Origin of the sequence: Bailinhaonella thermotolerans, from assembly GCF_003594875.1 — a bacterium.
Lineage (GTDB): Bacteria > Actinomycetota > Actinomycetes > Streptosporangiales > Streptosporangiaceae > Bailinhaonella > Bailinhaonella thermotolerans.
Genome location: NZ_QZEY01000001.1, coordinates 650,071 through 673,948 on the forward strand (window position 1 = coordinate 650,071; position 23,878 = coordinate 673,948).

21 protein-coding genes, 1 pseudogene and 2 riboswitches are annotated in these 23,878 nt (G+C 74.7%); of the genes and pseudogenes, 17 read left to right on the forward strand and 5 right to left on the reverse strand.

Translation table 11 applies throughout. The features are described 5' to 3' along the window. Positions 1–206: 206 nt before the first annotated feature. The 6 genes from D5H75_RS03220 (at position 207) to D5H75_RS03245 (ending at position 8,093) form a co-directional block, all read left to right on the forward strand. A complete protein-coding gene (locus D5H75_RS03220) occupies positions 207–3,293 on the forward strand; it encodes an amino acid adenylation domain-containing protein (protein ID WP_119924778.1) in 3,087 nt (1,028 codons plus the stop codon). Beyond that, on the forward strand, positions 3,290–4,528 hold the full coding sequence (locus tag D5H75_RS03225; protein ID WP_242453950.1) for a cytochrome P450: 1,239 nt from the start codon (positions 3,290–3,292) through the stop codon (positions 4,526–4,528). Before D5H75_RS03220 ends, D5H75_RS03225 begins: the two co-directional genes overlap by 4 nt. A gap of 25 nt (positions 4,529–4,553) precedes the next feature. Beyond that, positions 4,554–5,723: a cytochrome P450 gene (locus D5H75_RS03230; protein ID WP_119924779.1), complete on the forward strand. Its 1,170-nt coding sequence runs from the start codon at positions 4,554–4,556 to the stop codon at positions 5,721–5,723. A gap of 29 nt (positions 5,724–5,752) precedes the next feature. Continuing rightward, positions 5,753–6,451 (forward strand): 7-cyano-7-deazaguanine synthase QueC, encoded by a 699-nt coding sequence (queC, locus tag D5H75_RS03235; RefSeq protein ID WP_119924780.1) that lies wholly within the window; start codon positions 5,753–5,755, stop codon positions 6,449–6,451. Beyond that, positions 6,448–7,083: a 7-carboxy-7-deazaguanine synthase gene (gene queE, locus D5H75_RS03240; protein WP_119924781.1), complete on the forward strand. Its 636-nt coding sequence runs from the start codon at positions 6,448–6,450 to the stop codon at positions 7,081–7,083. Before queC ends, queE begins: the two co-directional genes overlap by 4 nt. A gap of 182 nt (positions 7,084–7,265) precedes the next feature. Next, positions 7,266–8,093, forward strand: a complete 828-nt coding sequence (locus D5H75_RS03245; protein ID WP_119924782.1) for an SAM-dependent methyltransferase — start codon at positions 7,266–7,268, stop codon at positions 8,091–8,093. A gap of 346 nt (positions 8,094–8,439) precedes the next feature. On the opposite strand, the gene D5H75_RS03250 is transcribed toward D5H75_RS03245, so the two are convergent. Next, positions 8,440–9,285 carry an NAD(P)H-binding protein gene (locus D5H75_RS03250; protein WP_119924783.1) on the reverse strand — a complete coding sequence of 282 codons (846 nt, stop codon included), beginning with the start codon at positions 9,283–9,285 and terminating at the stop codon, positions 8,440–8,442. Positions 9,286–9,388: 103 nt separating this feature from the next. On the opposite strand from D5H75_RS03250, the gene D5H75_RS03255 reads away from it, so the two are divergent. The 5 genes and pseudogenes from D5H75_RS03255 to D5H75_RS03275 all read left to right on the forward strand — a co-directional run bounded on the left by D5H75_RS03255 (position 9,389) and on the right by D5H75_RS03275 (position 14,518). Next, positions 9,389–10,432 (forward strand): helix-turn-helix transcriptional regulator, encoded by a 1,044-nt coding sequence (locus D5H75_RS03255; RefSeq protein ID WP_202637773.1) that lies wholly within the window; start codon positions 9,389–9,391, stop codon positions 10,430–10,432. Continuing rightward, a complete protein-coding gene (locus D5H75_RS03260) occupies positions 10,432–10,983 on the forward strand; it encodes a nitroreductase family protein (RefSeq protein WP_119924785.1) in 552 nt (183 codons plus the stop codon). The genes D5H75_RS03255 and D5H75_RS03260 overlap by 1 nt, the downstream gene beginning before the upstream one ends. A 135-nt stretch (positions 10,984–11,118) precedes the next feature. Further along, positions 11,119–11,289: riboswitch (cobalamin riboswitch) on the forward strand. Between the two features lie 191 nt (positions 11,290–11,480). After that, positions 11,481–13,757: pseudogene (metE, locus tag D5H75_RS03265) on the forward strand (5-methyltetrahydropteroyltriglutamate--homocysteine S-methyltransferase). A 240-nt stretch (positions 13,758–13,997) separates the two neighbouring features. Then, complete coding sequence (locus D5H75_RS03270) at positions 13,998–14,258, forward strand: hypothetical protein (protein WP_147425050.1); 261 nt, start codon at positions 13,998–14,000, stop codon at positions 14,256–14,258. Then, complete coding sequence (locus D5H75_RS03275) at positions 14,222–14,518, forward strand: hypothetical protein (RefSeq protein WP_119924787.1); 297 nt, start codon at positions 14,222–14,224, stop codon at positions 14,516–14,518. The genes D5H75_RS03270 and D5H75_RS03275 overlap by 37 nt, the downstream gene beginning before the upstream one ends. Positions 14,519–14,696: 178 nt before the next feature. Here D5H75_RS03275 and D5H75_RS03280 read toward each other — a convergent pair whose 3' ends face one another. Further along, on the reverse strand, positions 14,697–15,398 hold the full coding sequence (locus tag D5H75_RS03280) for a (2Fe-2S)-binding protein (RefSeq protein WP_119924788.1): 702 nt from the start codon (positions 15,396–15,398) through the stop codon (positions 14,697–14,699). 34 nt (positions 15,399–15,432) lie between these two features. Next, positions 15,433–15,614: riboswitch (cobalamin riboswitch) on the reverse strand. A 148-nt stretch (positions 15,615–15,762) separates the two neighbouring features. On the opposite strand from D5H75_RS03280, the gene D5H75_RS03285 reads away from it, so the two are divergent. The 3 genes from D5H75_RS03285 to D5H75_RS03295 all read left to right on the forward strand — a co-directional run bounded on the left by D5H75_RS03285 (position 15,763) and on the right by D5H75_RS03295 (position 19,084). Beyond that, positions 15,763–16,137 (forward strand): hypothetical protein, encoded by a 375-nt coding sequence (locus D5H75_RS03285; RefSeq protein ID WP_119924789.1) that lies wholly within the window; start codon positions 15,763–15,765, stop codon positions 16,135–16,137. Between the two features lie 117 nt (positions 16,138–16,254). Next, a complete protein-coding gene (locus D5H75_RS03290) occupies positions 16,255–16,626 on the forward strand; it encodes a hypothetical protein (RefSeq protein ID WP_119924790.1) in 372 nt (123 codons plus the stop codon). Further along, positions 16,619–19,084 (forward strand): tetratricopeptide repeat protein, encoded by a 2,466-nt coding sequence (locus D5H75_RS03295; protein WP_119924791.1) that lies wholly within the window; start codon positions 16,619–16,621, stop codon positions 19,082–19,084. Before D5H75_RS03290 ends, D5H75_RS03295 begins: the two co-directional genes overlap by 8 nt. A gap of 435 nt (positions 19,085–19,519) precedes the next feature. Here D5H75_RS03295 and D5H75_RS03300 read toward each other — a convergent pair whose 3' ends face one another. Then, positions 19,520–20,071: a GNAT family N-acetyltransferase gene (locus D5H75_RS03300; RefSeq protein WP_119924792.1), complete on the reverse strand. Its 552-nt coding sequence runs from the start codon at positions 20,069–20,071 to the stop codon at positions 19,520–19,522. An 89-nt stretch (positions 20,072–20,160) separates the two neighbouring features. Between D5H75_RS03300 and D5H75_RS03305 the strand changes: the two genes are divergently transcribed. After that, positions 20,161–20,601, forward strand: a complete 441-nt coding sequence (locus D5H75_RS03305; protein ID WP_202637774.1) for a MarR family transcriptional regulator — start codon at positions 20,161–20,163, stop codon at positions 20,599–20,601. A 316-nt stretch (positions 20,602–20,917) separates the two neighbouring features. Here D5H75_RS03305 and cynR read toward each other — a convergent pair whose 3' ends face one another. Further along, the gene (gene cynR / locus D5H75_RS03310; RefSeq protein WP_119924794.1) at positions 20,918–21,820 is read right to left on the reverse strand and encodes a transcriptional regulator CynR; all 903 of its coding nucleotides are present in this window, start codon (positions 21,818–21,820) and stop codon (positions 20,918–20,920) included. Positions 21,821–21,976: 156 nt separating this feature from the next. Here cynR and D5H75_RS03315 point away from each other — a divergent pair, with 156 nt between their 5' ends. Beyond that, a complete protein-coding gene (locus D5H75_RS03315; protein WP_119924795.1) occupies positions 21,977–22,474 on the forward strand; it encodes a nucleoside deaminase in 498 nt (165 codons plus the stop codon). A 107-nt stretch (positions 22,475–22,581) separates the two neighbouring features. Beyond that, positions 22,582–23,313, forward strand: coding sequence for a class I SAM-dependent methyltransferase (locus D5H75_RS03320; RefSeq protein ID WP_119924796.1), 732 nt, complete (start codon positions 22,582–22,584; stop codon positions 23,311–23,313). 45 nt (positions 23,314–23,358) lie between these two features. Here the strand turns inward: D5H75_RS03320 and D5H75_RS03325 are convergent, their stop codons facing one another. Then, positions 23,359–23,787 carry a hypothetical protein gene (locus tag D5H75_RS03325; protein ID WP_119924797.1) on the reverse strand — a complete coding sequence of 143 codons (429 nt, stop codon included), beginning with the start codon at positions 23,785–23,787 and terminating at the stop codon, positions 23,359–23,361. Positions 23,788–23,878: the final 91 nt, after the last annotated feature.

The window sequence follows — 23,878 nt, forward strand, 5'->3', positions numbered from 1 at the left end:
GAATCGGAGGAACCGCATGCGCCCAGCCACGCACCGCCACGATCGCGAGACCTTTCTCGCCGGCGTACACGCGGGCGTTCCCGGGGTCGAGGACGGCCCCGGGGACGGCCTGCCGGTCGGCCCCGGCAGCCCCGCCCCGACGGCGACGAGCTCGATCCATCCCGAAACCGCGGCCGCGGTCCGCCGGAGTGGAAGGACGTGGTGACATGACGGTGATCCCCGCCCGGGCGGGCGGCCCCGCCGGGATCGTCACCGACTACCCGCGCGACGCCACGCTCCACGAGGTGTTCGGCGCGGTCGCCGCGCGCGGGCCGCACGCGCCGGCGGTGCGGTGGCACGAGCGCGAGCTGTCCTATGGGGAACTGGACGAGCGCTCGCGCGCCCTGGCCGCGAGGCTGCGCCGGGCGGGGGTGCGCGTGGGGGACCTCGTCGGGGTATGCGGCCGGCGGTCCCCCGAGGCGATCATCGCCTTCCTCGGCGTGCTCCGCGCCGGCGCCGCATACGTGCCCCTGGACGACCACACTCCCCCGGCCCGCCTGAACGCGATGGCCGAGGACGCCGGGATCCGCGCCGCCGTGGTCCTGCCCGGTGCCCGCTGCCGCGTCCGCAGGCTCGGCATCCGCATCGACCTGGCCCACGACGATGACGGCCCGGTGCCGGAACCCGATGGCCGCGCCCCCGGGACCGGGCGGCAGGAGGAGGCGGGGACCGGCGCGGCCGGCTGCGCGTACGTGATGTTCACCTCGGGGACGACCGGACGGCCCAAGCCCGTGGCCGTGCCGCACCGGGGGGTGATGCGGCTGGCGTTGTCCGACCCCGACCTGCCCAGGCCCGGGCCCGCGGACCGGGTGCTGCACGGATACGGGCTGTCCTCGGACGCCTCGACGATCGAGATCTGGTCGGGGCTGCTGGGCGGCGCCTGCCTGGTGATCGCCGACCGGGAGGAGTTGCTCTCGCCGTACGCGCTGGAACGGCGCCTGCGCGACGACGGCGTGACGATCGCCTATCTGACGACGAGCGTGTTCCACCATGTGGCCAGGACCCGCCCGCACGCCCTCGCCGACCTGCGGTTCGTGTCGGCCGGGGGCGAGGCGATGGACCCGGCGCTGGCGCGGGAGGTGCTGCGGGCCTGCCCCGCGACCGAGGTCGCCAACCTCTACGGCCCGACCGAGAACACCGTCGTCTCCACCGTGCACTTCGTGCGCGGCCTGCCCGAGGACGCCCGCACGGTGCCGATCGGCCGCCCGCTGGCCAACTCCACCTGCCGGGTGCTGCTGCCCGACGGCTCCCCGGCGCCCCCCGGGGAAGAGGGCGAGCTGTACGTCGGCGGCGACGGCCTCGCCCTGGGGTACCTGGGGGACCCGAAGCTGACCGCCGAGCGGTTCGTGACCTTCGACGACGGCGAGCGGCTGTACCGGACGGGAGACCGGGCGCGGATGAACGGCGAAGGCGCCCTGGAGTACCTGGGCCGGCTCGACCGCCAGCTCAAGCTGCGCGGCCAGCGGATCGAGCCCGACGAGGCCGAGGCCCGGCTGCGCGACCACCCGAGCGTGGGCGAGGCCGTGGTCGAGGTGGACGCGGACGGGCAGGGCCTGGTCGCCTACCTCACCCCGGCCGTCCCGGGGCGGCCCGTGGACACGGCCGCGCTGCGCCGCTTCTGCGCCCTGTGGTTGCCGGCGCCCGCCGTGCCCCGGGTGATCCACCAGGTGGCGGCCTTCCCCATGACCCCCGGGGGCAAGGTGGACCGGGCCCGGCTGGCGGCCGAAGCGCGCGAACACGCGTCCAGGGCGCCGGCCCTCGCGTCCGGCCACGATTCGGGGCTGCGCGAGCTCGTCGCGTCGGCGTGGGAGGCGGCGCTGGGGGTCCGCCCGGAACCTCGGGACGACTTCTTCCTCATCGGCGGCGACTCCCTGCTCGCCGCCGAGGTGGTCAACCGGACGCGGGCCGTGCTCGGCCTGGACGCCGCGCACGGCAGCCGGCTGATCCGCGCGCTGCTCGACGCCCCGACGGTGGAAGGCTTCGCCGGCGCGGTCGCCGACGCCCTCGCCGGGGCCTCGGGGCCGGGGACAGCCGTGGACTTCGAGGCCGAGGCGCGGCTGGGGTTCACCCTTCCGTCCGCCTCCGGCCCGTCGCCGCGCCCCCGCGACCCCCGGGACGTCCTGCTCACAGGGGCGACCGGTTTCGTCGGGGCGTTCCTGCTGGACCGGCTGCTGCGCCGTACCGGGGCCCGGGTGCACTGCCCGGTGCGCGCCCGCGACACCGCCCACGCGCGCCGCCGGGTGCTCGCCACGCTCGACCGGTACGGCCTGAGCCCCGGCGACCGGGAGGACCGGCTCGTCTGCTTTCCGGGGGACCTCGCCGAGCCGGAGCTGGGCCTGGACCCCGCGCACCGGCACGAGCTGGAACGCCGGCTCGACCTGATCGTGCACAGCGGAGCCCGCGTCAACTTCATCTACCCCTACACCGCGCTGCGCGGCCCCAACGTCGAGGGCACCCGCGCGCTGATCCGGCTCGCCGCTCCCCGCCGGGTCCCGCTGCACTTCCTCTCGACCGTCGCCGTGCTCGCCGGATTCGGCACCGCCGGGACGCGCCACGTGGACGAGGACGTCCCGCTCGCCCACGCCGACCGCCTCACGATGGGATACGCCGAGAGCAAGTGGGTGGCCGAACGCGTGCTGCGGGAGGCCGCGCGCCAGGGGCTGCCGGTGGCGGTCTACCGCCCCTACGAGGTGACGGGCGACCGGTCCAGCGGCGTGTGCAACACCGAGACCGCGATCTGCTCGCTGTTCAAGATGATCGCCGAGACGGGCTTCGCGCCGGACATCGCGCTGCCCATGGACTTCGTCCCGGTCGACCACGTCGCCGACGCCATCGTCCGCATCGCCACCGGCCGCACCACGGCCTCCGAGACGTACCACCTGACCAACCCCCGCCCCGCGACGCTCGCCGACGTCGTCGAACGGATGCGCGCCGCCGGCTTCGAGATCGAGACACTGCCCTACGCCCGATGGGTCGGCGAGCTGATCAAGCACGTGACCGCGGACCCGACCAGCCCGACGGCGCCGTTCGTGTCGCTGTGCGTGGACCGGGGCAAGGGGGCGGACATCTCGGTCAAGGAGATGTACGTCTCGGACGTCTTCCCCGGGCTGGGGCGGCGCAACACCGAGGCGGCCCTCGCCGGCAGCGGCCTGACCTGCCCGCCCGTGGACACCGCGCTGATCGACCACTACCTGGAGCACCTCTTCGCCTCCGGCTTCATCCGCCGTCCCCGCGCCAAGGGGAGGGCGACGTGAGCCGGGCGGGGCACGTCCCGCCGGACCGGCGCACCCCGGCCCGGGACGTGCCCGCGGCGCGCGCGCCGGAGGAGGACGTCCCGCCGGTGCCGGAGGCCGAGGCGGGGTCGGCGGGCGCCCCCGGGGCGTACGCGAGACTGCGGGCCGGCCGGCCGGTGACGCGGGCCCGCCTGCCGCAGGGGGAGGCCGTGTGGGTCGTCAGCCGGTACGCCGACGTGCGGCGGGCCCTCGCCGACGAGCGGCTGGTCCGTCCGGTGATCGCCACCTGGCCGCCGGGACGCGGGACGGCCTCGGCGGCGCGGGTGCTGACGCTGCTGGAGCTGAACGGGGCCGACCACGCCCGGGTGCGCCGCGCCTCGGCCCCGGCGTTCGCGCCCCGCGGGCTGGAGCGCCTGGCCCCGGTCGTGCGCGAGATCGCCGGGCAGCACGCGGACGCGATCGCGCGCCAGGGTCCGCCGGCCGACCTGGTCGCCGGGTTCACCGAGCCCTTCCCGCTGCGGGTGCTGTGCGCGCTGCTCGGCGTCCCCGAGGAGGAGCGGGGGGAGTTCGTCCCGCACGTGGAGACGGTGCTCGCGGCCACGCTGGTGCCGCTCGAGCGCGTCCTCGGCGCCCTGGAGCGGCTCCAGGAGTACGCCGAGGGCCTGGTGGACCGCGGCCGCGCGCGAGGGAGCGGCCTGCTGGGCGAGCTGGCCGGGACGCTGGAGCGGGACGACCTGGTCACGCTCACCGTCAGCCTGCTCATGGCCGGGTACAAGACGAACGTCCAGCACTTCGCGAACGCCCTGCTGACGCTGCTCGACGCCGGGCCCGCCGCCCGGGAACTGGTGACGCCCGCCGCGATGGACGGCACCGTCGAGGAACTGCTGCGCCACGTGCCGCTGATGAACGCGATCGTGGTGCTCGTCGCCACCGAGGACCTGGAGATCGCGGGGCGGCCGGTCCGGCGCGGCGACGCCGTACTGCCCATCATCGCCTCGGCCAACCGCGACGCCTCGGTCTTCACTGCGGCGGACGACTTCGACCCGGCCCGCCGCCCGAACCCCCACCTGGCCTTCGGGCGCGGCCCCCACTACTGCCTGGGCGCGCACCTCACCCGCCTGCAGCTCCGGATCATGCTGGAGACCCTCTTCGCCCGCCTCCCCGCGATGCGCCTCGCGATCCCCCGCGAGGACCTGCGCTGGGAGGAGCCGTCCTCCCCGCTACGAGCCCCCCTGACCCTGCCCGTGACCTGGTGAGCCGCTTTCCGACGAGGAGACCGCCATGACCGTGGACGACCGGACGTCGCTCCGCTACCCCTTCTGCACAGAGGGACACCGCCTCCACCCGCGCATGGACGAGCTGCGCCGAGAAGGACCCGTCGTGCGCGTCACCACGAACGCGGGCTCCCCGGCGTGGCTCGTCATCGGCTGGGAGGAGGCCCGCCGCGTCCTGCGCGACCCGGTCTTCTCGCGGTCGCAGGTGGCCGACCCCGGCGGGCCGGTGCAGGACGCCCCCATCGTGGCGCCTGAACTGCTCGCGGTCATGGACTACCTCAACCGCGCCGGGCTCGGTGACGAGGTGCGGCGCAGCCTGACGGACCTGCCCGACCTGCCGGACGCGTGGCTCGCCGGGGAGGCGCGGGCCGCGCTGGGCGCCATGCTGCGCGACGGCGCCCCCGGCGATCTCCAGCGTCTGGCCGCGCGGGTGGCGGGGCGCTCCATGTGCCGCCTGCTCGGCCTGCCGTACGAGGACCTGCCCCTGCTGATCCCGTGGGCGGACATCGACCTGACCATGTACCTGCCCCCCGCGGACACGGAGCGCAATTGGCTGGAGCTCCGGGACCACCTGCGCGAGCGCCTCTCGTCCGGGGACGCGGCGTCGTCCGGCCTGCTGCCCAGGCTCGCCGCGCTCAACGACGCGAGCCCCGCCCCGCTGACCCGCGACGAGTTCGCCAACATCGCGGGCGTGCTCTTCGTCGCCGGATACGAGAACCTGTCCAGCTTCCTGGGGACGGCCTCCGTCGCACTGCTGCGCCGCAGGATCAGCCTGCTCAGCGGGGATCTGCGCGGTCACGTCGAGGAACTGCTCCGCTCCTGCCCCCTGCTGGGCAACGCGCTGGCCCGGATCGTCACACGCGACGTCGAGCTGGCCGGGGTGCCGTTGCGCGCCGGCGAACTCGTGCTCGTGGACACCGACTCCGCCAACCACGACCCGGCCGCCTTCCGCGACCCGCATCGATTCGACCCCCGGCGGAACCCCAACCCGCACGTGCGATTCGGTCACGGGCCGTACTACTGCGTCGGCGCACAGGTCGCCCGGCGTCTCGCGGCGATCGTCCTCGGCGAGCTCGCCCGGCTGCCCGGGCTGCGCCTCGCCGTACCGCCCGAGGAGATCGAGTGGCACCGGGACCGCATGGCGATCATGCCGAAGGCGGTGCCGGTCCAGTGGTGAGCGAACCCAACCAGGAAAGGCGGACATCCGTGGAACGACCGGCGATCATCCTGCTCAGCGGGGGCCTGGACTCGGCGACCGTGCTGGCCATGGCCCGGGCCGAGGGCTTCGTCCCCCACACGCTCAGCTTCCGGTACGGCCAGCGGCACGCGGTCGAGCTGGCGGCGGCCGAGCGCGTCGCCCGGCACCAGAAGGTGGCCAGGCACGTCGTGGCCGACATCGACCTGCGGGTGTTCGGCGGCTCGGCGCTCACCGACGACATCGACGTGCCCAAGGACAGCACGCCCGAGCAGATGGCGGCCGGCATCCCGGTGACCTACGTCCCCGCGCGCAACACCGTGTTCCTGTCGTTCGCGCTGGCGTACGCCGAGGTCACGGGCGCGACCGACATCTTCACCGGGGTGAACGCGGTGGACTACAGCGGGTACCCCGACTGCCGGCCGGAGTACCTGAAGGCGTACGAGGCGATGGCCAACCTGGCGACCCGGGCGGCCGTCGAGGGGGACCGGCCGATCCGGATCCACGCCCCGCTCGTGCGGATGACGAAGGGCGAGATCATCCGTACCGGGCTGGGGCTGGGCGTGGACTACTCGCTCACGTCGAGCTGCTACGACCCCGACGAGCGCGGACGCGCCTGCGGGCGCTGCGACACCTGCGCGCTGCGGCTCAAGGGGTTCGCCGAGGCCGGGGTGACCGACCCCGTGCCCTACCGGGGCGGCGGGTCATGACGTACCTCATCAAGGAGATCTTCTACACGCTCCAGGGCGAGGGACAGCACGCCGGACGGCCCGCCGTGTTCTGCCGCTTCTCCCGCTGCAACCTGTGGACGGGCCGGGAGAAGGACCGCCACCGCGCCGTCTGCGCCTTCTGCGACACCGACTTCGTCGGCACCGACGGGCCCGGCGGCGGACGCTACGCCACGGCGGCCGAACTCGCCGCGGCGGTGGAGGCGGCCTGGGGCGAGGGGGCGTTCGCGCGCCGCTTCGTCGTCTGCACCGGAGGCGAACCACTGCTCCAGCTCGACGCCGAGGCGGTGGACGCCCTGCACGCGCGGGGATTCGAGGTGGCCGTGGAGACCAACGGGAGCCTGCCGCCGCCGCCCGGGATCGACTGGCTGTGCGTCAGCCCCAAGATCGGCGCGGACCTGGTCGTCGAGACGGGCGACGAGCTCAAGCTCGTCTACCCGCAGCCGGGTGGCGACCCCGAACTGTTCGAGCACCTGGATTTCCGCTCGTTCCGGCTCCAGCCCATGGACGGGCCGGACCTGGACGCCAACACGCGCGCGGCCATCGCCTACTGCAAGGACCACCCGCGCTGGCAGCTCTCCCTGCAGACCCACAAGTACCTGGGCATCCCCTGAGAGCGGAGGCGCGGGCCCTGGCCCGGCGTACCCGAAGGGGCCGCGGCGGGTCCGCGACACGTGCACCCGATGAACGCCGGCGCCGACTTCCCTTGATCAATCGGAGGAAACATGCGAAGCGCTGTGGACCAGGCCGTCCGCTGGATCACCGACCGGTCCCGCCCGGTGCGGGACGGCCTCTCGTGGACCTGACCGGGACCGGGCCGGCCGAGCCCGGCGAACGGCTGGAGCGGATCCGCGCCCACTACGACGCCATGGCCGCCCAGCCCCCGCCGGGCATGGAGCACACCTGGCAGGGCGGCCTGCTCGCCGGGCGCCCCGGGGAGGTGATCCATGCGACCAACCTCTACCTGGCCCGGCGAGCGGGGCTGCGGCCCGGCATGCGCGTGCTGGACGCCGGGTGCGGCGCGGGCGGCCCGGCCGTGGACATCGCCCGGCACATCCCCGGCCTCACCATCGAGGGGGTGACCGCCTCGGCCGCCGAGGCCGAGGCGGCCAGAGCGCACGTCGAGCGGAACGGCCTGAGCGGACGTGTCCGGGTCCGGGAGGCCGACTTCCACCGCCTGCCGTACCCGGACGGGACCTTCGACGCGGCCCTGCTGATCGAGTCCGCCTGCCACTCCGCCGACCAGACCGCCCTGTTCGGCGAGATGTCACGGGTGCTCCGGCCCGGCGGCCGCCTGTACGTCAAGGACGTGTTCCTGGGCGACAGGCCGCTGAGCGACGCCGAACGCCGCGCGCTGGTCTCGGTGAACGAGCGGTTCCAGCTCCGCCTTCGCCGGCTCGACGAGACCGCCGCGGCGATCGCCGGGGCCGGGTTCGCGGAGGTGCGGCCCGGCGAACGGGACGTGTTCGACATCAAGGAGTACCGGCGCAGGATGAGACGATCCCACGCCGCGCGGAACCCGGGATCCGACCCCCCGGAGTCCCCCTTCGCGCTGATCCCCCTCCACTTCGCCGACGTACTCGCCACCCGCCGCCAAACAGACGCCAACCCCGCACTCCCCTGACCCCACAAGACCCAGCCCCCCGCCCCCGCCGGGGCCAGGGCCAAGTCGCGCGCTCTCGGCTGCTCCGCGGACTTCAGCGCCGGGGAACCGCGGTCATGGGCCAGCGAGTTCAGCTCCGTGATCTGGGCCGTGGAGAGGTTCATCGCCTCCGGGACACCAGTTCCCGCCCTCATTGGAGTGTTCCTCCCGGACCGGCTTGATCGCGACGGGTGTGGCGGAACTCCTCGTCACGCTCGCGCTCCCAGCCGGCGTCGCTGCGGCCGTACCAGGATGTGGGGACAGGCGGTGGCCGGGCGGGGTCGGGGTTTCCGCTCCTGCCCGGCCGGTTCGGATTGCCGCTTTGTCGTTAGGCGGTCTCGAAGTCGGGGCGGTGGTCGGCGGCCCATTCGGCGAGGGTGCGGCCGGGGCGGCCGGTCACCGGGGTGACGGGGCGGGGGACGTCGGGGACGGTGAGGGTGTCGTGCCAGTAGGCGAGCAGCATGTTCATCACGGGCTCGGGGATGAACCGCGCGGTCTCGGCGCGGAACTCCTCGGGCGTGATCTCCACGAGCGGGATCTCCCGGCCCAGGGCCTCACCGATGGCGGCCACCTGCTCGGCGCGGGTCAGGGCCTGCGGGCCGGTGAGCGGGATCGCCTCTCCCAGGTGGTTGTCGGACAGCAGGGTCTGGGCCGCGGCCTCGGCCACGTCGTACTCGTGGATCGGGGCCTGCGCCGAGGCCAGGTAGGGGGCCCGGATCGGGGCGCCGGAGCGGATCTGCCAGGCCCAGGAGAGCAGGTTGGTGGCGAAGGTGCCGGGCCGCAGGATCGTCCAGGCGTCGGTGCGGCCGGTGACGGCGGCCTCGACGGCGGTGTGGTGGAGCTGGCTGGCCGAGCCGTGGTCGCGCGGGAACTCCTTGGCGGCGGCCAGGGAGGACAGCACGGTGAAGCGGTGAACGCCGTGGGCGATCGCCGCGTCGACGAACGCGTCGACCCCCTCGGCGGGGAAGACGAAGGCGCGATCGACGTCGTCGAACACCGGCGACCCGAGCGTGGAGGCGTCGGCCAGGTCGCCCGCCACGACCTCGACCCCGGCCGGCAGGTTCGCGTCCTCGGGCTTGCGGGTCAGCGCGCGTACGGCGGTGCCGCGGGCGAGCAGGGTCGTGACGAGGTGACGGCCGACGGTTCCGGTCGCGCCGGTGACAAGGATGGTCAAGATGCTCACCTTAGGAAATGAACGCCGGCCCGTCCGGCGTGAGAACCAACCTACGGAGGGTTTAGGTCAGTTTCCGCCCGTATTTCCACTAGTGTTGGCGGGCATGTCCGGACAGACCACGATGGAGCGGGCGTTGCGCCTGCTGGAGCTGCTGCAGGCCCGCCGGTCCTGGGGTGGCGGCGAGCTGGCCGGCCGCCTCGGCGTGGACGGCCGCACACTGCGGCGGGACGTGGAGCGGCTGCGGGGCCTCGGCTACCGCATCGAGGCGCGCCGCGGCCCCGACGGCGGCTACCGGCTGTCCACGGGAAGCGACCTGCCGCCGCTGGTCTTCACCCCGGACGAGGCGCTCGCCGTGGCCGCCGCCCTGGCCTCCTCGGCGGCCAGCGGCGCCGCCGGAGGGGGCGAGGTCGCGCTCACCGCCCTGGCCAAGATGGAGCAGGTCATGCCCTCGGCGGTACGCCGGCGGGTGCGCGCGCTGCGGTCCTCGGTCGCCCTCGGTGACACTCCCAATGCCGTGGCCGGCGCGTATCCGGCTCCGCTGAACGCCGACGTGCTGGCGGTCCTGGCCCTGGCGTGCCGGGACGCCGAGCGGGTCCACCTGCGCGTGATGAGCACCGAGGGCGCCGACACCGGGCGGGAGTCCACGCTCCGTGTCGAGCCCGCCGCCCTGGTGCCCCGGCATACGCGGTGGTTCCTCGTGTGCCGCGACCTCGACCGCGGCTGGCGGGTGCTGCGCGTCGACCGGATCACCCGGGCATCGCCGGCGGGCGTCCGCTTCGAGCCGGGGCGGGTCCCCGGAGGCGACCCGGTCGCGTTCGTCACCAGCCGGCTCGGCGCCCCGCCCCGGACCCACACCGCGACGATCCTGATCCACGCCCCGATCGACCAGGTCCAGGCCTACATGGGCGGCTTCGCCACGGACTTCACCCCGACGACGACCACCTCCGGCCAGGCGGCGACGCACTGGCGCATCGCCGACGTACGCCTCGAGGTCCTCGCCGGCGGCCTGCTCTGGGTCCGCTGGCCCTTCGAGGTGATCGACTCCCCCGAGCTCGCCGCCCTGCTCCGGGACCGCGCCGCCGCCTTCGCCCACGCCGCGGCGGGCGCCGGGACCCGGCCCTCGCCCGCCCTCGCCCGGGATCTGTGATGGACGTGCCGCCCCGCCCCGATGTGTCGATGCTGACGTCCCTGCGCGCGAGCCGGTGGTTCACCGCGGCGCCGGTCGGCGACGAGGAACTGCGCCAGGTGCTGGAGGCCGGGCGCTGGACCGGCTCGGCCCGTAACCGGCAGCCCTGGAGATTCGTGGTCGTACGCAGCGGCGAGGTCCGCCGCCGGCTCTCAGCCCTGGGCGCCTACGCCGCGCACCTGGCCACGGCGCCGATCGTGATCGCCCTGGCCGTCGACGAGGACACCGGCGGCCAGGACGCCCGGTTCGACGCGGGCCGCGCCGCGCAGAACATGATGCTCGCCGCGCACCTCCAGGGTCTCGGCACCTGCCCCGTGTCCTTCTTCCCCACCGCCAACGCCGACCGGGCCGCCCGCCTCTGCCGGCTCACCCCGCCCTGGCGCGTGCGCACCGCTCTCGCCCTCGGCCATCCCGCCCCACCTCCCGCCGGGAAGTCCGCGATCCCCACCGGCCGCCTGCCCTTGGCCGTACTCGTCACCGAGATCACCGACGCGCCCGCTGAGCCGTACTGAACCAGCGCAGGCCCGCCTCGGCCGTACGGCCGCACGCCTGGTGGCGCCTGCTCCGGGTGCCGCCCGCTCCGGGTGGCACCTGCTCCCGGTGCCGCCCGCCGCGTGGGTGGTTTGGTCTAGGGTGGGAGGCGCAGTTGGTTCTCCCCGGCAGCCGGTCGGGGGGTCGCAAGAGGGAATCCGGTGCGAATCCGGAACTGCCCCGCAGCGGTGAGTGGGAACGACCGCCGTCATCAGCACTCGGCTCCGGCCGGGGAAGCGACGGCCAGTAGGCATGTGCGACGCGCCCGCGAGTCCGAAGACCTGCCACTGCCCGCGCGTCTCCCGCGCGCGGCGACATCGACGGCCTCGAGGGCGGGCCGGGCGACCACGCGGTGCCGTACCCCTGGCATGCCGGGCGGCGCGACCGCGTGAACGGCCGATTCCTTCGCTTGAGCGCCGGAGATGTCCTTCCGTGACTCGCGAAGGAGAGTTCCGTGTCAGAGCGTTCGCTCGCCACCGTGTACGGCTACCCGCGCCAGGGACCGGACCGCGAACTGAAGAGGGCCGTCGAGGGCTACTGGGCGGGCCGCGTCACCGCGGCCGAGCTGGAGTCCACCGCAGCGGAGCTGCGCCGCGCCGCCTGGCGTGAGCTCGCCGACGCCGGCCTGGGCGAGGTCCCCTCCGGCGACTTCTCGCTGTACGACCACGTCCTGGACACGACCGTGATGGTCGGCGCGATCCCCGAACGGCACCGCGCGGCCGTCGCGGCCGACCCGCTCGCCGGGTACTTCGCCATGGCCCGCGGCACCCAGGACGCGGCGCCGCTGGAGCTGACCAAGTGGTTCGACACCAACTACCACTACCTGGTCCCCGAAGTCGGCCCGGACACCGTGTTCACCGCCGACCCGCGCAAGCAGCTCACCGAGCTGGAGGAGGCCCTGCGCCAGGGGCACGATCCGCGGCCGGTGCTCGTCGGCCCGGTGACGTACCTCCTGCTGGCCAAGCCCGCGCCTGGCGTCGATCTCGCCTTCGACCCGCTGTCCCTGCTCGACCGGCTGCTGCCCGTCTACGCCGAGATCCTGACGGCGCTGCGGTCGGCGGGCGCCGAATGGGCGCAGCTCGACGAGCCCGCCTTCGTCCAGGACCGGCCGCGCGCCGCGCTCGACGCGCTCGCCTCCGCCTACGACCACCTGGGCGGTCTCGCCCGCCGCCCGAAGATCCTGGTGGCGAGCTAATTCGACCGGCTCGGAGAGGCGCTTCCGGTGCTGGCCGCCGCCCCGATCGACGGGCTCGGACTGGACTTCACCGGCCCGGCCGAGGCCAACCTGGAGGATCTGGCCGCCGTGGGCGGGCTGCCCGGCAGGCGCCTGGTCGCGGGGGTCGTGGACGGCCGGAACATCTGGGTCAACGACCTGGAGAGGTCGCTGTCCACGCTGGCCACCCTCCTCGGCCTCGCCGGCCGGGTGGACGTCGCGGCCTCCTGCTCGCTGCTGCACGTCCCCTACGACGCCGAACTGGAGACCGACCTCGACCCAGGCGTACGGCGCTGGCTCGCCTTCGCCCGGCAGAAGACCGCGGAGATCGTCACCCTCACCAGGGGGATCACCCGGGGGCCGCACCTGATCGCCGACCTCGTGGAGGACAGCAAGGCCGCCCTGCGCGCCCGGGCGGAGTCGGCGCTCACCCGCGCGCCCGCCGTACGCAAGCGCACCGCGGCGATCACCGAAGCCGACGCCCGCCGCTCGCGCCCCTACGCCGAGCGGGCCGCCGCGCAGCGGGCCCGGCTCAAGCCGCCCCTCCTGCCCACCACCACGATCGGCTCCTTCCCGCAGACCGCCGACCTGCGCGCGGCCCGCGCCGACCTGCGCGCCGGGCGTCTCGACCAGGCCGCCTACGACGAGCGCGTCGCCGCCGAGATCCGCGCGGTGATCGCCTTCCAGGAGGAGGCCGGGCTGGACGTCCTCGTGCACGGCGAGCCCGAGCGCGACGACATGGTGCAGTACTTCGCCGAGCGGCTCGACGGCTACCTGGCCACGCGGCACGGCTGGGTGCAGTCGTACGGCACTCGCCACGTCCGCCCGCCGATCCTGGCCGGCGACGTCTCCCGCCCCGAGCCCATGACGCTGCGCTGGACCACCTACGCCCAGTCCCTGACCGGCCGGCCCGTCAAGGGCATGCTCACCGGGCCGGTCACCATGCTGGCCTGGTCCTTCGTCCGCGACGACCAGCCGCTCGCCGAGACCGCCCGGCAGGTCGCGCTCGCCCTCCGCGACGAGGTGGCCGACCTGGAGGCGGCCGGGATCGCGGTCATCCAGGTGGACGAGCCCGCCCTGCGCGAGACGCTCCCCCTGCGCGCCGCGGCCCGCCCCGCCTACCTGGCCTGGGCCACCGAGGCGTTCCGGCTGGCCACCTCCGGGGTCCGCGACGACACCCAGATCCACACCCACATGTGCTACGCCGAGTTCGGCGAGATCCTCGGCGCCATCGAGGACCTCGACGCCGACGTGATCAGCCTGGAGGCCGCCCGCTCCCACATGCAGGTGGCGCACGAGCTGGCCGGAGCCGGCTACCCGCGTGAGGTCGGCCCCGGCGTCTACGACATCCACTCCCCGCGCGTGCCGGACGTGGACGAGCTCACGGCGCTGCTGCGCGAGGGCCTGGCCGCCATCCCGATCGAACGCCTGTGGGCCAACCCCGACTGCGGCCTCAAGACCCGCGCCTGGGACGAGGTCCGCCGCTCCCTGACGAACCTCACCATCGCCGCCCGCCGAGTGCGCGAGGAACCCTCGAGCTGACCCCCGGGGCCCGGCGACCCCCGCCGGGCCCACCCCTCACGCCGCCGCCGACCGAACGGAGCCACACCCCGCCCGGCGCCAGGCGGGCGGCGGGTTCCTGCTCTCCCCCGATTCACCCAGCCCCGATGTCGCGCTTCGCGTGATGACCGGGCTCGGCTTCGCCGGTGCCGGAGTCCCGGGTGTCCGGAGCGGGTTCGGCGGGCCGGGGGAATGTCGGTGACCGTGCGTAGGGTCCCGGCCATGACACGTGGATCGGCCGGCGGGACCGGTGTGGCGGGCGGGCGGCTCGGCCTGTACGGCGGGGCGGGGGCGGGCGCGTGGGAACTGGTGCGCGCGGCGATCTCCGCCGAGGACCCGGCCGCCGTGGCGGCGCTCGTGAGCGGGTTCGGCGACGCCGAGCGGCGGCAGGTGGCCGGGGAGCTTGCCGGGCACATCCCGGCCGCCGCCGAACGGGGCGAGGTCCTGTGGCGGGAGCGGGACGATCTCCGGGAGGCCTGCTGAAGACCCTCGAAGCACTGGCGAGGTCCGGCGCGCACCGGGAGACCTGGCAGATCACGCGCGCGCTGCTCCCGGCGCTCCTGGCCGGTCCCGGGGAACGCGCCACCACCGTGCACACGCGCGTCGTCTCCTTCGCCGCCGACGTCGCCGAGTGGGCCGGGGCGCGGGGCGAGCTACCGGAGATCGCCGCCCTGGCCGCCCGCCCCGGCTCCAGCCATCTGACCCGCCACGCCCGCCGCCTCCACGCGACCCTCACCGCGTGACCCCTGCCCGTACGGCGACCGCCCGGGGGCCCGCTCCCCCGGGCCACGCACCCCCGCCGTTCCCGGCCACACCCGCCGGCGGATGCCACACCTTCCCCCGCTCGGCGACGGACGGCCCGATCTCGGTGTCCTCCTCCGGATCCGGCCGGGGTCGCCGGCCGTCGGGCGGGTCTTCCGGTCAGCGCGCGGTCAGCGCGCAGTCGCCGCACTTCGCGCCGCCGGGCACGCGGTAGTACAGGCAGCAGGTCCGCCTGCGGAAGGTGAGGCCGGGGCCGGTGATCTCGCCGAGCCCGGCCAGCCGCCCGGTGCCGAGCAGCGCGGTGGTGAGCCGGGTGAGGGGGACGCGCAGGCCGGGTCGCGCGGTGAGCGCGGCGTGGGCCGCGCCGGCCAGCGCCGAGGCCGCGTTGCCGTACAGCAGCCGCGGGGCGATCTTGACGCGCAGCCCGGCGGCCAGCGGTTCGAGGTGCTCGTTCACCACGATCCGGTACAGCAGGCCGGTGGCCTGGTCCAGGTCGCCGGCGAGCCGGCCGGCGGGGGCGGGCAGCCGGAGCGCGGTGCCCTCGTCGGCGCGCTGCAGGGCGGTCAGATCGGGCACCACGCCGTGCATCGCGGCGCAGGCGAGCAGGGGCGACCAGAGCCGCGCGGCGTGGCCGAGCTGGACGATCGAGGCGGCGACGCGCACCTCGCCGGTGCCGTACCCGGCGGCGGTCCTGGTGACCAGGTCGGACATGCCGCGGGCGTAGGAGAGCCGGACCGGGTGCCAGCCCTCGTCCGGCCCGCCCAGGGTGAGCGTGAAGAACGGCCCCAGGCCGGCGGCGTCGGCGAGGGCGGCGCGGACGGTGTCCGGCGCCGGCCGCAGCCCACGGGTGAACCCGAACATCCGCTCTCCTCCCTGGGGAAATCCGCCCCAGTCCTGGTGAGGAGGCGACCGCGGGGAGTCTCCTGGCTCTCGGGTCGTCGCTTCCCCCGGCCTTCCCGCCCGCGCACGCGGCGGTGGCCTTCTCGGGGGTCGCTCACCGATCACAGTGGCGGGACCGCGCCGGACTCACACCGGCTTCCTCGTTCCGCCGTCACCTTCGCGACACATCATGACACAGCCCTCCCCCGCCCACCTGCACCGCTCGCGTGCTCCCGGCGGTGAGAAGCCGGGCACGAACACGTTCACCGGACCGGGGCGGCGTTCGAGGGCCGGCCGCCGGCGAACGGGTCCTCCGCCGGCGGGGGACGCTCGTTAGGCTGTCGCCGTGGCAGCCGCGATCGTCTTCGCCGTCGTCCTCGTGCCGTTGTCGGTGCTCCAGCTCGGGCTCGCGTGCGGCGCGCCGTGGGGGAGGCTCGCGTGGGGCGGACGGCACCGGGTGCTGCCGGCCCGGCTGCGGATCGGGAGTGCCGTCGTGCTCGCGCTGTACGCCGCGTTCGCGGTCGTGGTCCTGGATCGGGCCGGCGGGATCGACGTGCTGCCCGAGCCCGTCGCGGTCGCCGGCACCTGGGCGGTGTTCGCGATCTCGGCGCTCAGCGCCGTCGCCAACGCGCTGTCCCGCAGCGTGCCGGAACGCCACACCGGCACCCCGGCCGCGCTCGGGCTCGCCGTGACCAGCTTGATCGTCGCACTCGGGCCCTGACCCGCGGCGCGGGGTCCCCGATTCGGGAAGGCGGACGTTTCGACCTCGTTCTCCGGGAGGCGGCGGGACTTTGACCTATGTTGCAGTCAGGTCCCCCGCCCAGTCAGGAGAGCGCCGATGAGCGAAACGGCCGGCCATTCCCTTCTCGACCTCGACTCCGACACGCTCTACATCCTCATCGGCAGGGCGGTGCTGGCCGCGGAGCTCAAGTCGACCGAGCCCGAGGACGAGGAGAGCCGGGCGACGGGACGGGCGTGGTTCGAGCGCAACCTCGCGACATTCCGCAAGGCGGTCTGCTCGTCCGTCCGGATCCGCCGCCAGGTCCTCGCGCCGGGCAAGGTGGAGCGGAACATGCTCTTCGCCGGCCTGGTCGACGCCCTGGCCGCGGCCGGCGGGTTTCCGGTGCCCGTCACGGTGATCGCCGCCCAGATCGTCCACTTCGGGGTCGGGCGGCTCTGCCCGAACCTCTCCGGAGCGGCAGATGACTAGGGATCCGGCCGACCTGGTCGACCCGGCCCTGCTGCCGCCCTGCGTACCGCGCCCGCTGTTCGACAGATGCGCCGAGACGTTCCTGGCCATCGCGTCCCTGACCGACCGGCCCAGCGGGCTGCCGGAGAACCGGCCCCGGGTCGGCGTCACGTGGTCCCCCTCGCTGATGTGCAAGCTCCAGGCGGCGGAGGGGGGCGTCCCGCTCGTCGTCGTGCCGCTCGGCCTCATCGCCCGCGTCTACACCCTCGCCCTGGTCCTGGCCGCCCACGACGGGGGCATTCCGGTGGAGTTCGCCGGAGATGAGCGGGAGGTCCTCTCGCGCCTGACCGCTCCCCCCGGGCTCGCGGCCGTGTTCGAGCCCTCGGGCGAGACGTTCTGGGACGACCTCGGCCGGGTCCAGGACGCCTTCGGCGCGACCGGCGCGCGAGCCCTCGCCGAGGCGCGCACCACGGCCACCCTGGCCGCGGCCTTCTTCGTCTGCCACGAGGTGGGGCACTGGGCGCGCATGGACGACCTGGTCACGGCGCCGGAGGAGGAGTTCCCGCCCGCCGACCTGCGCAGGGGCGTCGAGGTCGGCGCCGACGCCTCGGGAGCGCAGATTCTCACCATGTTCACCGGGCACTACCCGCGGTCGGTGCCCGGCGCCGAGTCCCGCGAGGAACGCTGGGACGCCGCCCTCTACGCCCTGGCGGTCGGCTTCGCCCTCTTCGGCGTCCACCTGCGCGAGGAGGTCGTACGCCACGAGGGCGTGTACTACGACGCCGTCATCCGCCACCAGATCTGCCTGGACGCCGCCAGGCTCACGGTGCGGCGGGGGTTCCCCGAGGAGATCGAGGCGTGGGACAGCGCCGAGAGCCGGGCGTGGTCTCGCTACCGCGCCCGGTTCGGGGCACTGCGGGCGGCGGCCCTCGCCGGGGCGTTCGGCGGAACGGGCCTGCCCGCTCCGCGCGACGTTCTCGGCCGTTCGGGGTCGGCGGAGCTGACCGGCACGCTCGCCGCGGCTCGCGCGATCCACGACCGGGTCGCCGACGCGCTGCCCGGCCTTCGCGGACGGCGCAGCTCGGCCGAGTTCGACGTCCGCTTCGACGACGACGCCCTGCACCGCTACGTCGAGACCGTGCCCTCCACGTCCATCGGGGCGAACCTGCTCCGCCGGTGGGAGACGGGTCCCGCGGACGGGCACCCGGTCGGCGCCGCCCTGGTCTCCACCGTCGTCGACCTCCGGGTCGCGGGCTATGACGGGCCGATCGGGCACGACGACGTGTTCGCGCTGCACCGTCACTACCTGCCGGAAGCGACCCCCGCCGCGACGGAGGAACACCTGGCCGCGGAGGTGGAGTGGGCCTGCGAGCGGCTCGGGGGCGCCGCCGCCTGCGTCAGCTGGGTCGGCTGGAGCTCCTTCGAGCCGGATCGCTCGCTCACCATCGTCGTACAGGAGCCGGATCGCGTCCGCCGGGTGCCCTCCCCCGTGCTGCGGTGGGCGATCGAGAGGATCGACGACCCCGACGACCTGCTCGTCCTGGCCGTACGCGCCCTCTGGACCCGTGATCTGGAGATCGCCGGGGAAGCCCTCGGGAAGCTCGCCCGGCACCGGCCCGAGATCGCCCGGGAATGGGAAGGCACGCTCGCCGAACTCCGCGGCGACGCGGACGGCGGCATCGGGCGGAGAGAGGAGACGACGCGCCCGGACGACAGCGCCGGCCTGAACCGTCTCGGCCTGCTGTACCTGCGGGCGGGCGACCTGGACAAGGCCGAGTCCCTGTTCCGGCCGCCGGCCGCGGCGGGCCGGCCCGCCGCCCTGTGCAACATGGGCCTGGTGGAGGAGCGCCGGGGCCGGCTGGAGACGGCGAAACTCTGGTGGGAGCGGGCGTCCGCCGCGGGAGACGTCCGCGCGATGAACAACCTCGGGATGGTCGCGTACAGCGAGGGGGATCACGCGGCGGCGCGGGCGTGGTTCGGCCGGGCCGCCGACTCCGGCGACCTCCTGGCCCTGTACAACCTCGGCGTCCTGGCCCAGGAACGAGGCGACCTCGACGACGCCGAGGCGTGGTGGCGCGTGGCCGCCGACTCCGGCAGCACCGACGCCATGGTCGACCTCGCGAGGCTCCTCGCCGGCCAGGGACGGGACGGGGAGGCGCGGGCCTGGCTGCGCGACACCGCCCAGATCGCCCGCCGCCAGCTCGCCGCCGACCCCGGGCTCCGGGCAGAGCGGCTGGCGCTCGGAGAGACCCTGAAACAGTGGGACGACCGGGTCGACGACGCCCGCGAGCCCGGCTCGATCCGCAACTACGCCCTGCTCCTCCTCATGATGGGAGACACCGGGGCCGCCCTCCCGCTCCTCGCCCAAGCCCGAGACCTCGGCGACGAGGAAGCGGCCGACCTCCTGACACGAATCACCCCAGATCCCCCCAAACAACGTTCCCGCTTCTTCCCCCACCGAAGAAGACACCCCGGCTAGCCGCTCCGGGCCGGCCGCACCTGTTCCCCGTCCACCGAAGGCGGTCGCGGTCCACGGGGGCGCTCGTCAGGTTGTGCGGGTGCGGTAGGAGCAGGCGGCAGGAGTAGGCCGGCGCCGCCATCTCGCTGAGTACCAGGAGGTAGGGGCCGCCGCCTTGCGCGTACCAGTCGTCGAACCCGTCCTCATCGGCCACAGGGGAATTCCCAGGGCCCACACCGCGTGCAGGGGATGAACCCCGACCGACGCCGACAGCGCCGAGGCGTAGGCCGCCCAGATGGCCCAGCGCGGGGCGGGGACTTCGGTTCGCTCACTCACCAGGCCCTCAGCGTTCACGAGCCGCCTCGGCCGACGATCCCCCGCGCGGGTGAAGGGCGCCCCTCCGCCGGGCGATCACCGGGGACGTCTCGCCGGCCGGTGTCCGGAGGAAGGATCCCGTCAAGGGTGCTCAGCCGGACGGGGCAGGGGGCGGACGCGGACGGTGTTGCGGACGGGGGTGCCCGACTGGTCGTCGGTGTAGTCGGTGACCCTGGCGTAGCCCTGGGCCTCGTAGACGCGGGCCAGTTCGGGGCTGCCGGCCCAGTGGTCCAGGGCCAGCGCGGGGGCGTCGCACGCCCTGGCGAGCCGTTCGGCCTCGGCCAGCAGGGCGGGGGCGACGCCGCGGCCGCCCGGGCCGCGATCGGTCATCACGGTGTGGATGAACATCGATCCCTCGGGTACGGCGCCGGCGGGGACGCGGGGCGGGGTCATGGGGGCCGCGGCCAGCAGCCCGACGCACCGGCCGTCGCGTTCGGCCAGGGTGATGACGCCCTGGCGGGTCCAGTCGGCGACCCGGTCGGGGAAGCCGGGGATCCGCGAGAACGGCACGGTCCCCCACTGTTCCGGGCGGCCCCGGGCGAGGAGCCACGCGTGGACGGAGTCCATCAGGGACAGCAGTGCCGGAACGTCCTCGGACGTCGCCGGGCGCAGCAGGGCGGCGGGGAGTGGCATCGCGGCCTCCGTGGGAGTTAGACTTCGCACGACCGAATTTATTCAATAATCTAAGGATTAGATTGTCAAAGCAAGACAGGGTGCAGGCCGTGACCAGGGCCGTTCAGGAGCTGCAGGACGCCACCGACCTCATCGACGAGCTGGCGGCCCGGCGCCTCGGCATCAACCGCACCGACCTGCGGTGCCTCAGCCGGCTGACCGCCCGCGGCCCGCTCACCGCGAGCGAGCTGGCGTCCGCCGCCGGTCTCACCGGAGGCGCGACCACCACCGCCATCGACCGGCTGGAGCGGACCGGCCTGGCCACGCGGGTCCGCGACACGGCGGACCGCCGCCGCGTCCTGGTGCACCTGTCCGAGCGGGGCCGCCGAGCCGTACAGGAGATCTGGGGGCCGATCGCGACCGAGGCCCAGGCCGAGCTCCTGCGCTTCAGCGCCGCCGAACTCGACCTCATCGAGACCTTCCTGCGCCGCGCCCTGGACAACCAGACCCGCCACGCCGCCCGCCTCCGCGAACCCGCCGAAGCCCCCTGACCCGGCGCGGCGGCCAGACGGTGAGGCCGGCGGCCGCCCGGCGGCACGGGGGTCGATCACCGGCGAGGGCAGGATCGCCTGCCTCAGGGCGTCCACGCTCGGCAACGAAGACCCGAGTCCTACCGGGTCTGGCGGACCCTTCCCGCCCACCCCGCCCCTGACGGAGCCGTACGGCGGCGCGCCCCCGCCCGCGCGCCGCCGTACCAGCGAGGGCCGCCGTACCAGCGAGAGCCGCCGTGCCAGCGAGGGCCGGCGGGCCGGGCGCTCCGGAGCGGGGTGGAGGGGTCGGCGGGCGATGGGGTCGGCGGGGTGGGGGTCATGGGGGTGGGGGGTAGTCGCGGGAACGGGCGCGGGTGAGGTGGGTGAAGGCCCGGGAGGCGGCGCTTCGGTAGGCGTTCTCGCGGGTGAGGAGGGTGACGGTGCGGGCGGGGAGGGGCGGGTCGACCGCGATGGAGGCCAGGCGGGGGTGGCCGTGGGTGATGGCGTCGGGGAGGACGGTGGCCAGCGGGGTGCGCAGGACGATCTCGATGAGGGCCTGGATGGAGGTGGCCTCCACCGCGACGTGGAGGTCGGCGCGGTGCCCGGCGAAGTAGGCGTCGATGCGGCCGCGCGTGGCGAAATCCCCGCTGAGCAGGGCGAGCCGGTGCTCGGTGAGTTCGCGGACGGGCAGCGGAGCGCGCCGGGCGGCGCCGGGGTGGCCGGCGCCGACGACCAGGCTGAGGGTCTCGGTGAACAGGGCGGATGCGGCGATCCCCGGCAGGTGGGGGTCGTCGAAGCCGATGCCCAGGTCGAGGTCGTCGGCCAGCAGGGCCGCCTCGATGAGGTCCTGCGGCATCTCCTTCACGTTCACGGCGATGCCCGGGTGGCGGTCGTGGAGGTCGGCGATCAGCGGGGCGACGAGGTAGGCGGTGAAGGTCGGGGTGACCGCCAGGCGCAGGTGGCCGCGGGAGAGGTCCTTCACGTCGTGCACGGCTCGCTCGCCGGCGGCCAGGTCCCGCAGGGCGCGCCGGGCGTGGTGCGCGTAGGTCTCCCCCGCGTCGGTCAGCCGTACGGCGCGGCCCGTGCGGTCCAGCAGTTGGGCGCCCACGGTGCGTTCGAGCTGCCTGATCTGCTGGGACAGGGTGGGCTGGGAGATGTGGAGGGCCTCGGCGGCGCGGGTGAAGCCGCCGTGCTCGGCCACCGCGAGCAGGTAGCGCAGATGACGCAGCTCCAGACCCATACCCGTGACTATAGATGGCGGCAATGGGTTTCATGGCCAACGCGTCTTGGACGCTATAGAAGCTGGTCATGCAGGATGAGGACGCAGGGGATTCGCCCCCTCTCCGGGCGGCTTCCGGCCGCCGGCTCCAAGTCTCTTCTTCTCCGGGGAGTCACCGTGGATTTCGTCCAGCGCACCATCGACATCGCCCGTCAGAACGTCGCCGAGGGCGGCCGGCCGTTCGCGACCGTCATCGTCAAGGACGGCGCGATCGTGGCCGAGAGCCCGAACAAGGTCGCCCAGACGAGCGACCCCACCGCCCACGCCGAGATCCTCGCCATCCGGGAGGCGTGCACCAAGCTGGGCACCGAGCACCTGGTCGGGACCACCATCTACGTCCTCGCCCACCCGTGCCCGATGTGCCTGGGCGCTCTCTACTACTGCTCCCCCGACGAGGTGGTCTTCCTCACCACGCGCGACGCCTACGAGCCCCACTACGTGGACGACCGCAAGTACTTCGAGCTGAACACCTTCTACGACGAGTTCGCCAAGAGCTGGGAGGACCGGCGCCTGCCGATGCGCTACGAGCCCCGCGACTCCGCGGTGGAGGTCTACCGGTTCTGGCAGGAGCGCAACGGCGGCGAACGGCGCGTGCCCGGCGCTCCCACCGCCTGAGCCGGGGCGTTCTGGGGTACGGCCCACAGCCGGGCGCCCCGGGAGTACGGCACCGCCTGAGCCGGGGCGTCCTGCGGGTACGGCGCCGGCCGCGCGATACTGCCGGGGTGTTCACCGACGCCGCGGCCGCCGCGCTGTACGACCTGCTCAACCCGTGGGACCCCGCCCGCCACCCCGCCGACGCGTTCTTCACCGACCTGGTGATGTCCGCGGACGCCGTACTGGACGTGGGGTGCGGGACCGGCGGCATGCTCCACCACGCGCGGGAACTCGGTCACCGCGGGCGGCTCGTCGGGCTCGACCCGGATCCGGCCGCGCTCGACCGGGCCCGGCGGCGTGCCGACGTCGAGTGGGTCGCCGGGGTAGCGGCGGACGCGGCCTGGGACCGCGAGTTCGACCTGGCGGTCATGGCGAGCAACGCCTTCCAGTGCCTGGTCGGCGATGAGGAACTCGCCGCCTCGCTGGCCGCGATCCGCGGGGCGCTCCGCGACGGGGGCCGGTTCGCGTTCGACACGCGCGACCCGCGGGCGCGCGCGTGGGAGGAGTGGACCCCGTCGAACGCCCGCGAGGTCGTGGACGCCTCCGGCCGTACGCTTCGCGTGTCCCACCGGGTCGAGGCGGTGACCGGCGACGTGGTGACGTTCACCGAGACGATCAGCGCCGGTGACGGCGAGGTCCTGCGGGCCGACCGGTCGAGTCTGCGGTTCCTGGACGTGCCGGCGCTCGGGGCGGTCCTCGGCGAGGCCGGCTTCGAGGTCGAGGCGCAGTACGGCGACCGGCCCGGCCGGCCCGTGTCCGAGGCCGGGCGTTCGATCCTCACGATCGCGCGGCGGGTCTGAGCGGCGTCCCGGCCGCGCGGGGCCTCCTCATCCGGCTCATCCGGCTCATCCAGGCCCGCCCGGTGAGCCCTCCTGGTCGCCGCGCGAGCGGGCATCACGCAGGTACTCCCGGGTCGCGCGATCGAAGGCGCCGGGAGGGAGGGGCCACGGGCCGTCCCGAGGCTCGCCCAGGGCGCGCAGGGCGGGTGGTAGCGCGTCGATCCAGCCGAACGCGCCGCGCCTTCTCATCCGCCGCCGGTACAGCGCCCGCCCGGCCTCCGTGTGCCAGTAGCGGCCGACCCCGGGGTCGGCGCCGACGAGCCCGGCGGCGATCAGGCGGGGCACCGCCCGGGTGAACTCGCGCTCGGTCAGGATGGCGTGGTTGACGCCGTCGGCCGTCGCGATGATCTGGGTGAGCGAGCAGCCGTCCTCGGGGCCGGTCCCCGTGATCGCGGCGAAGACCCAGGCGTCCGAGACGTCCCACTGCGGGGTCATGTCCGCCAGGATAGGCCGCCCGGAAGCGGCCCCGGACCCGCTCCGACAGGTCGCCGGAGGGATCCCATCCCACGCCGCGGCGACCGAATCC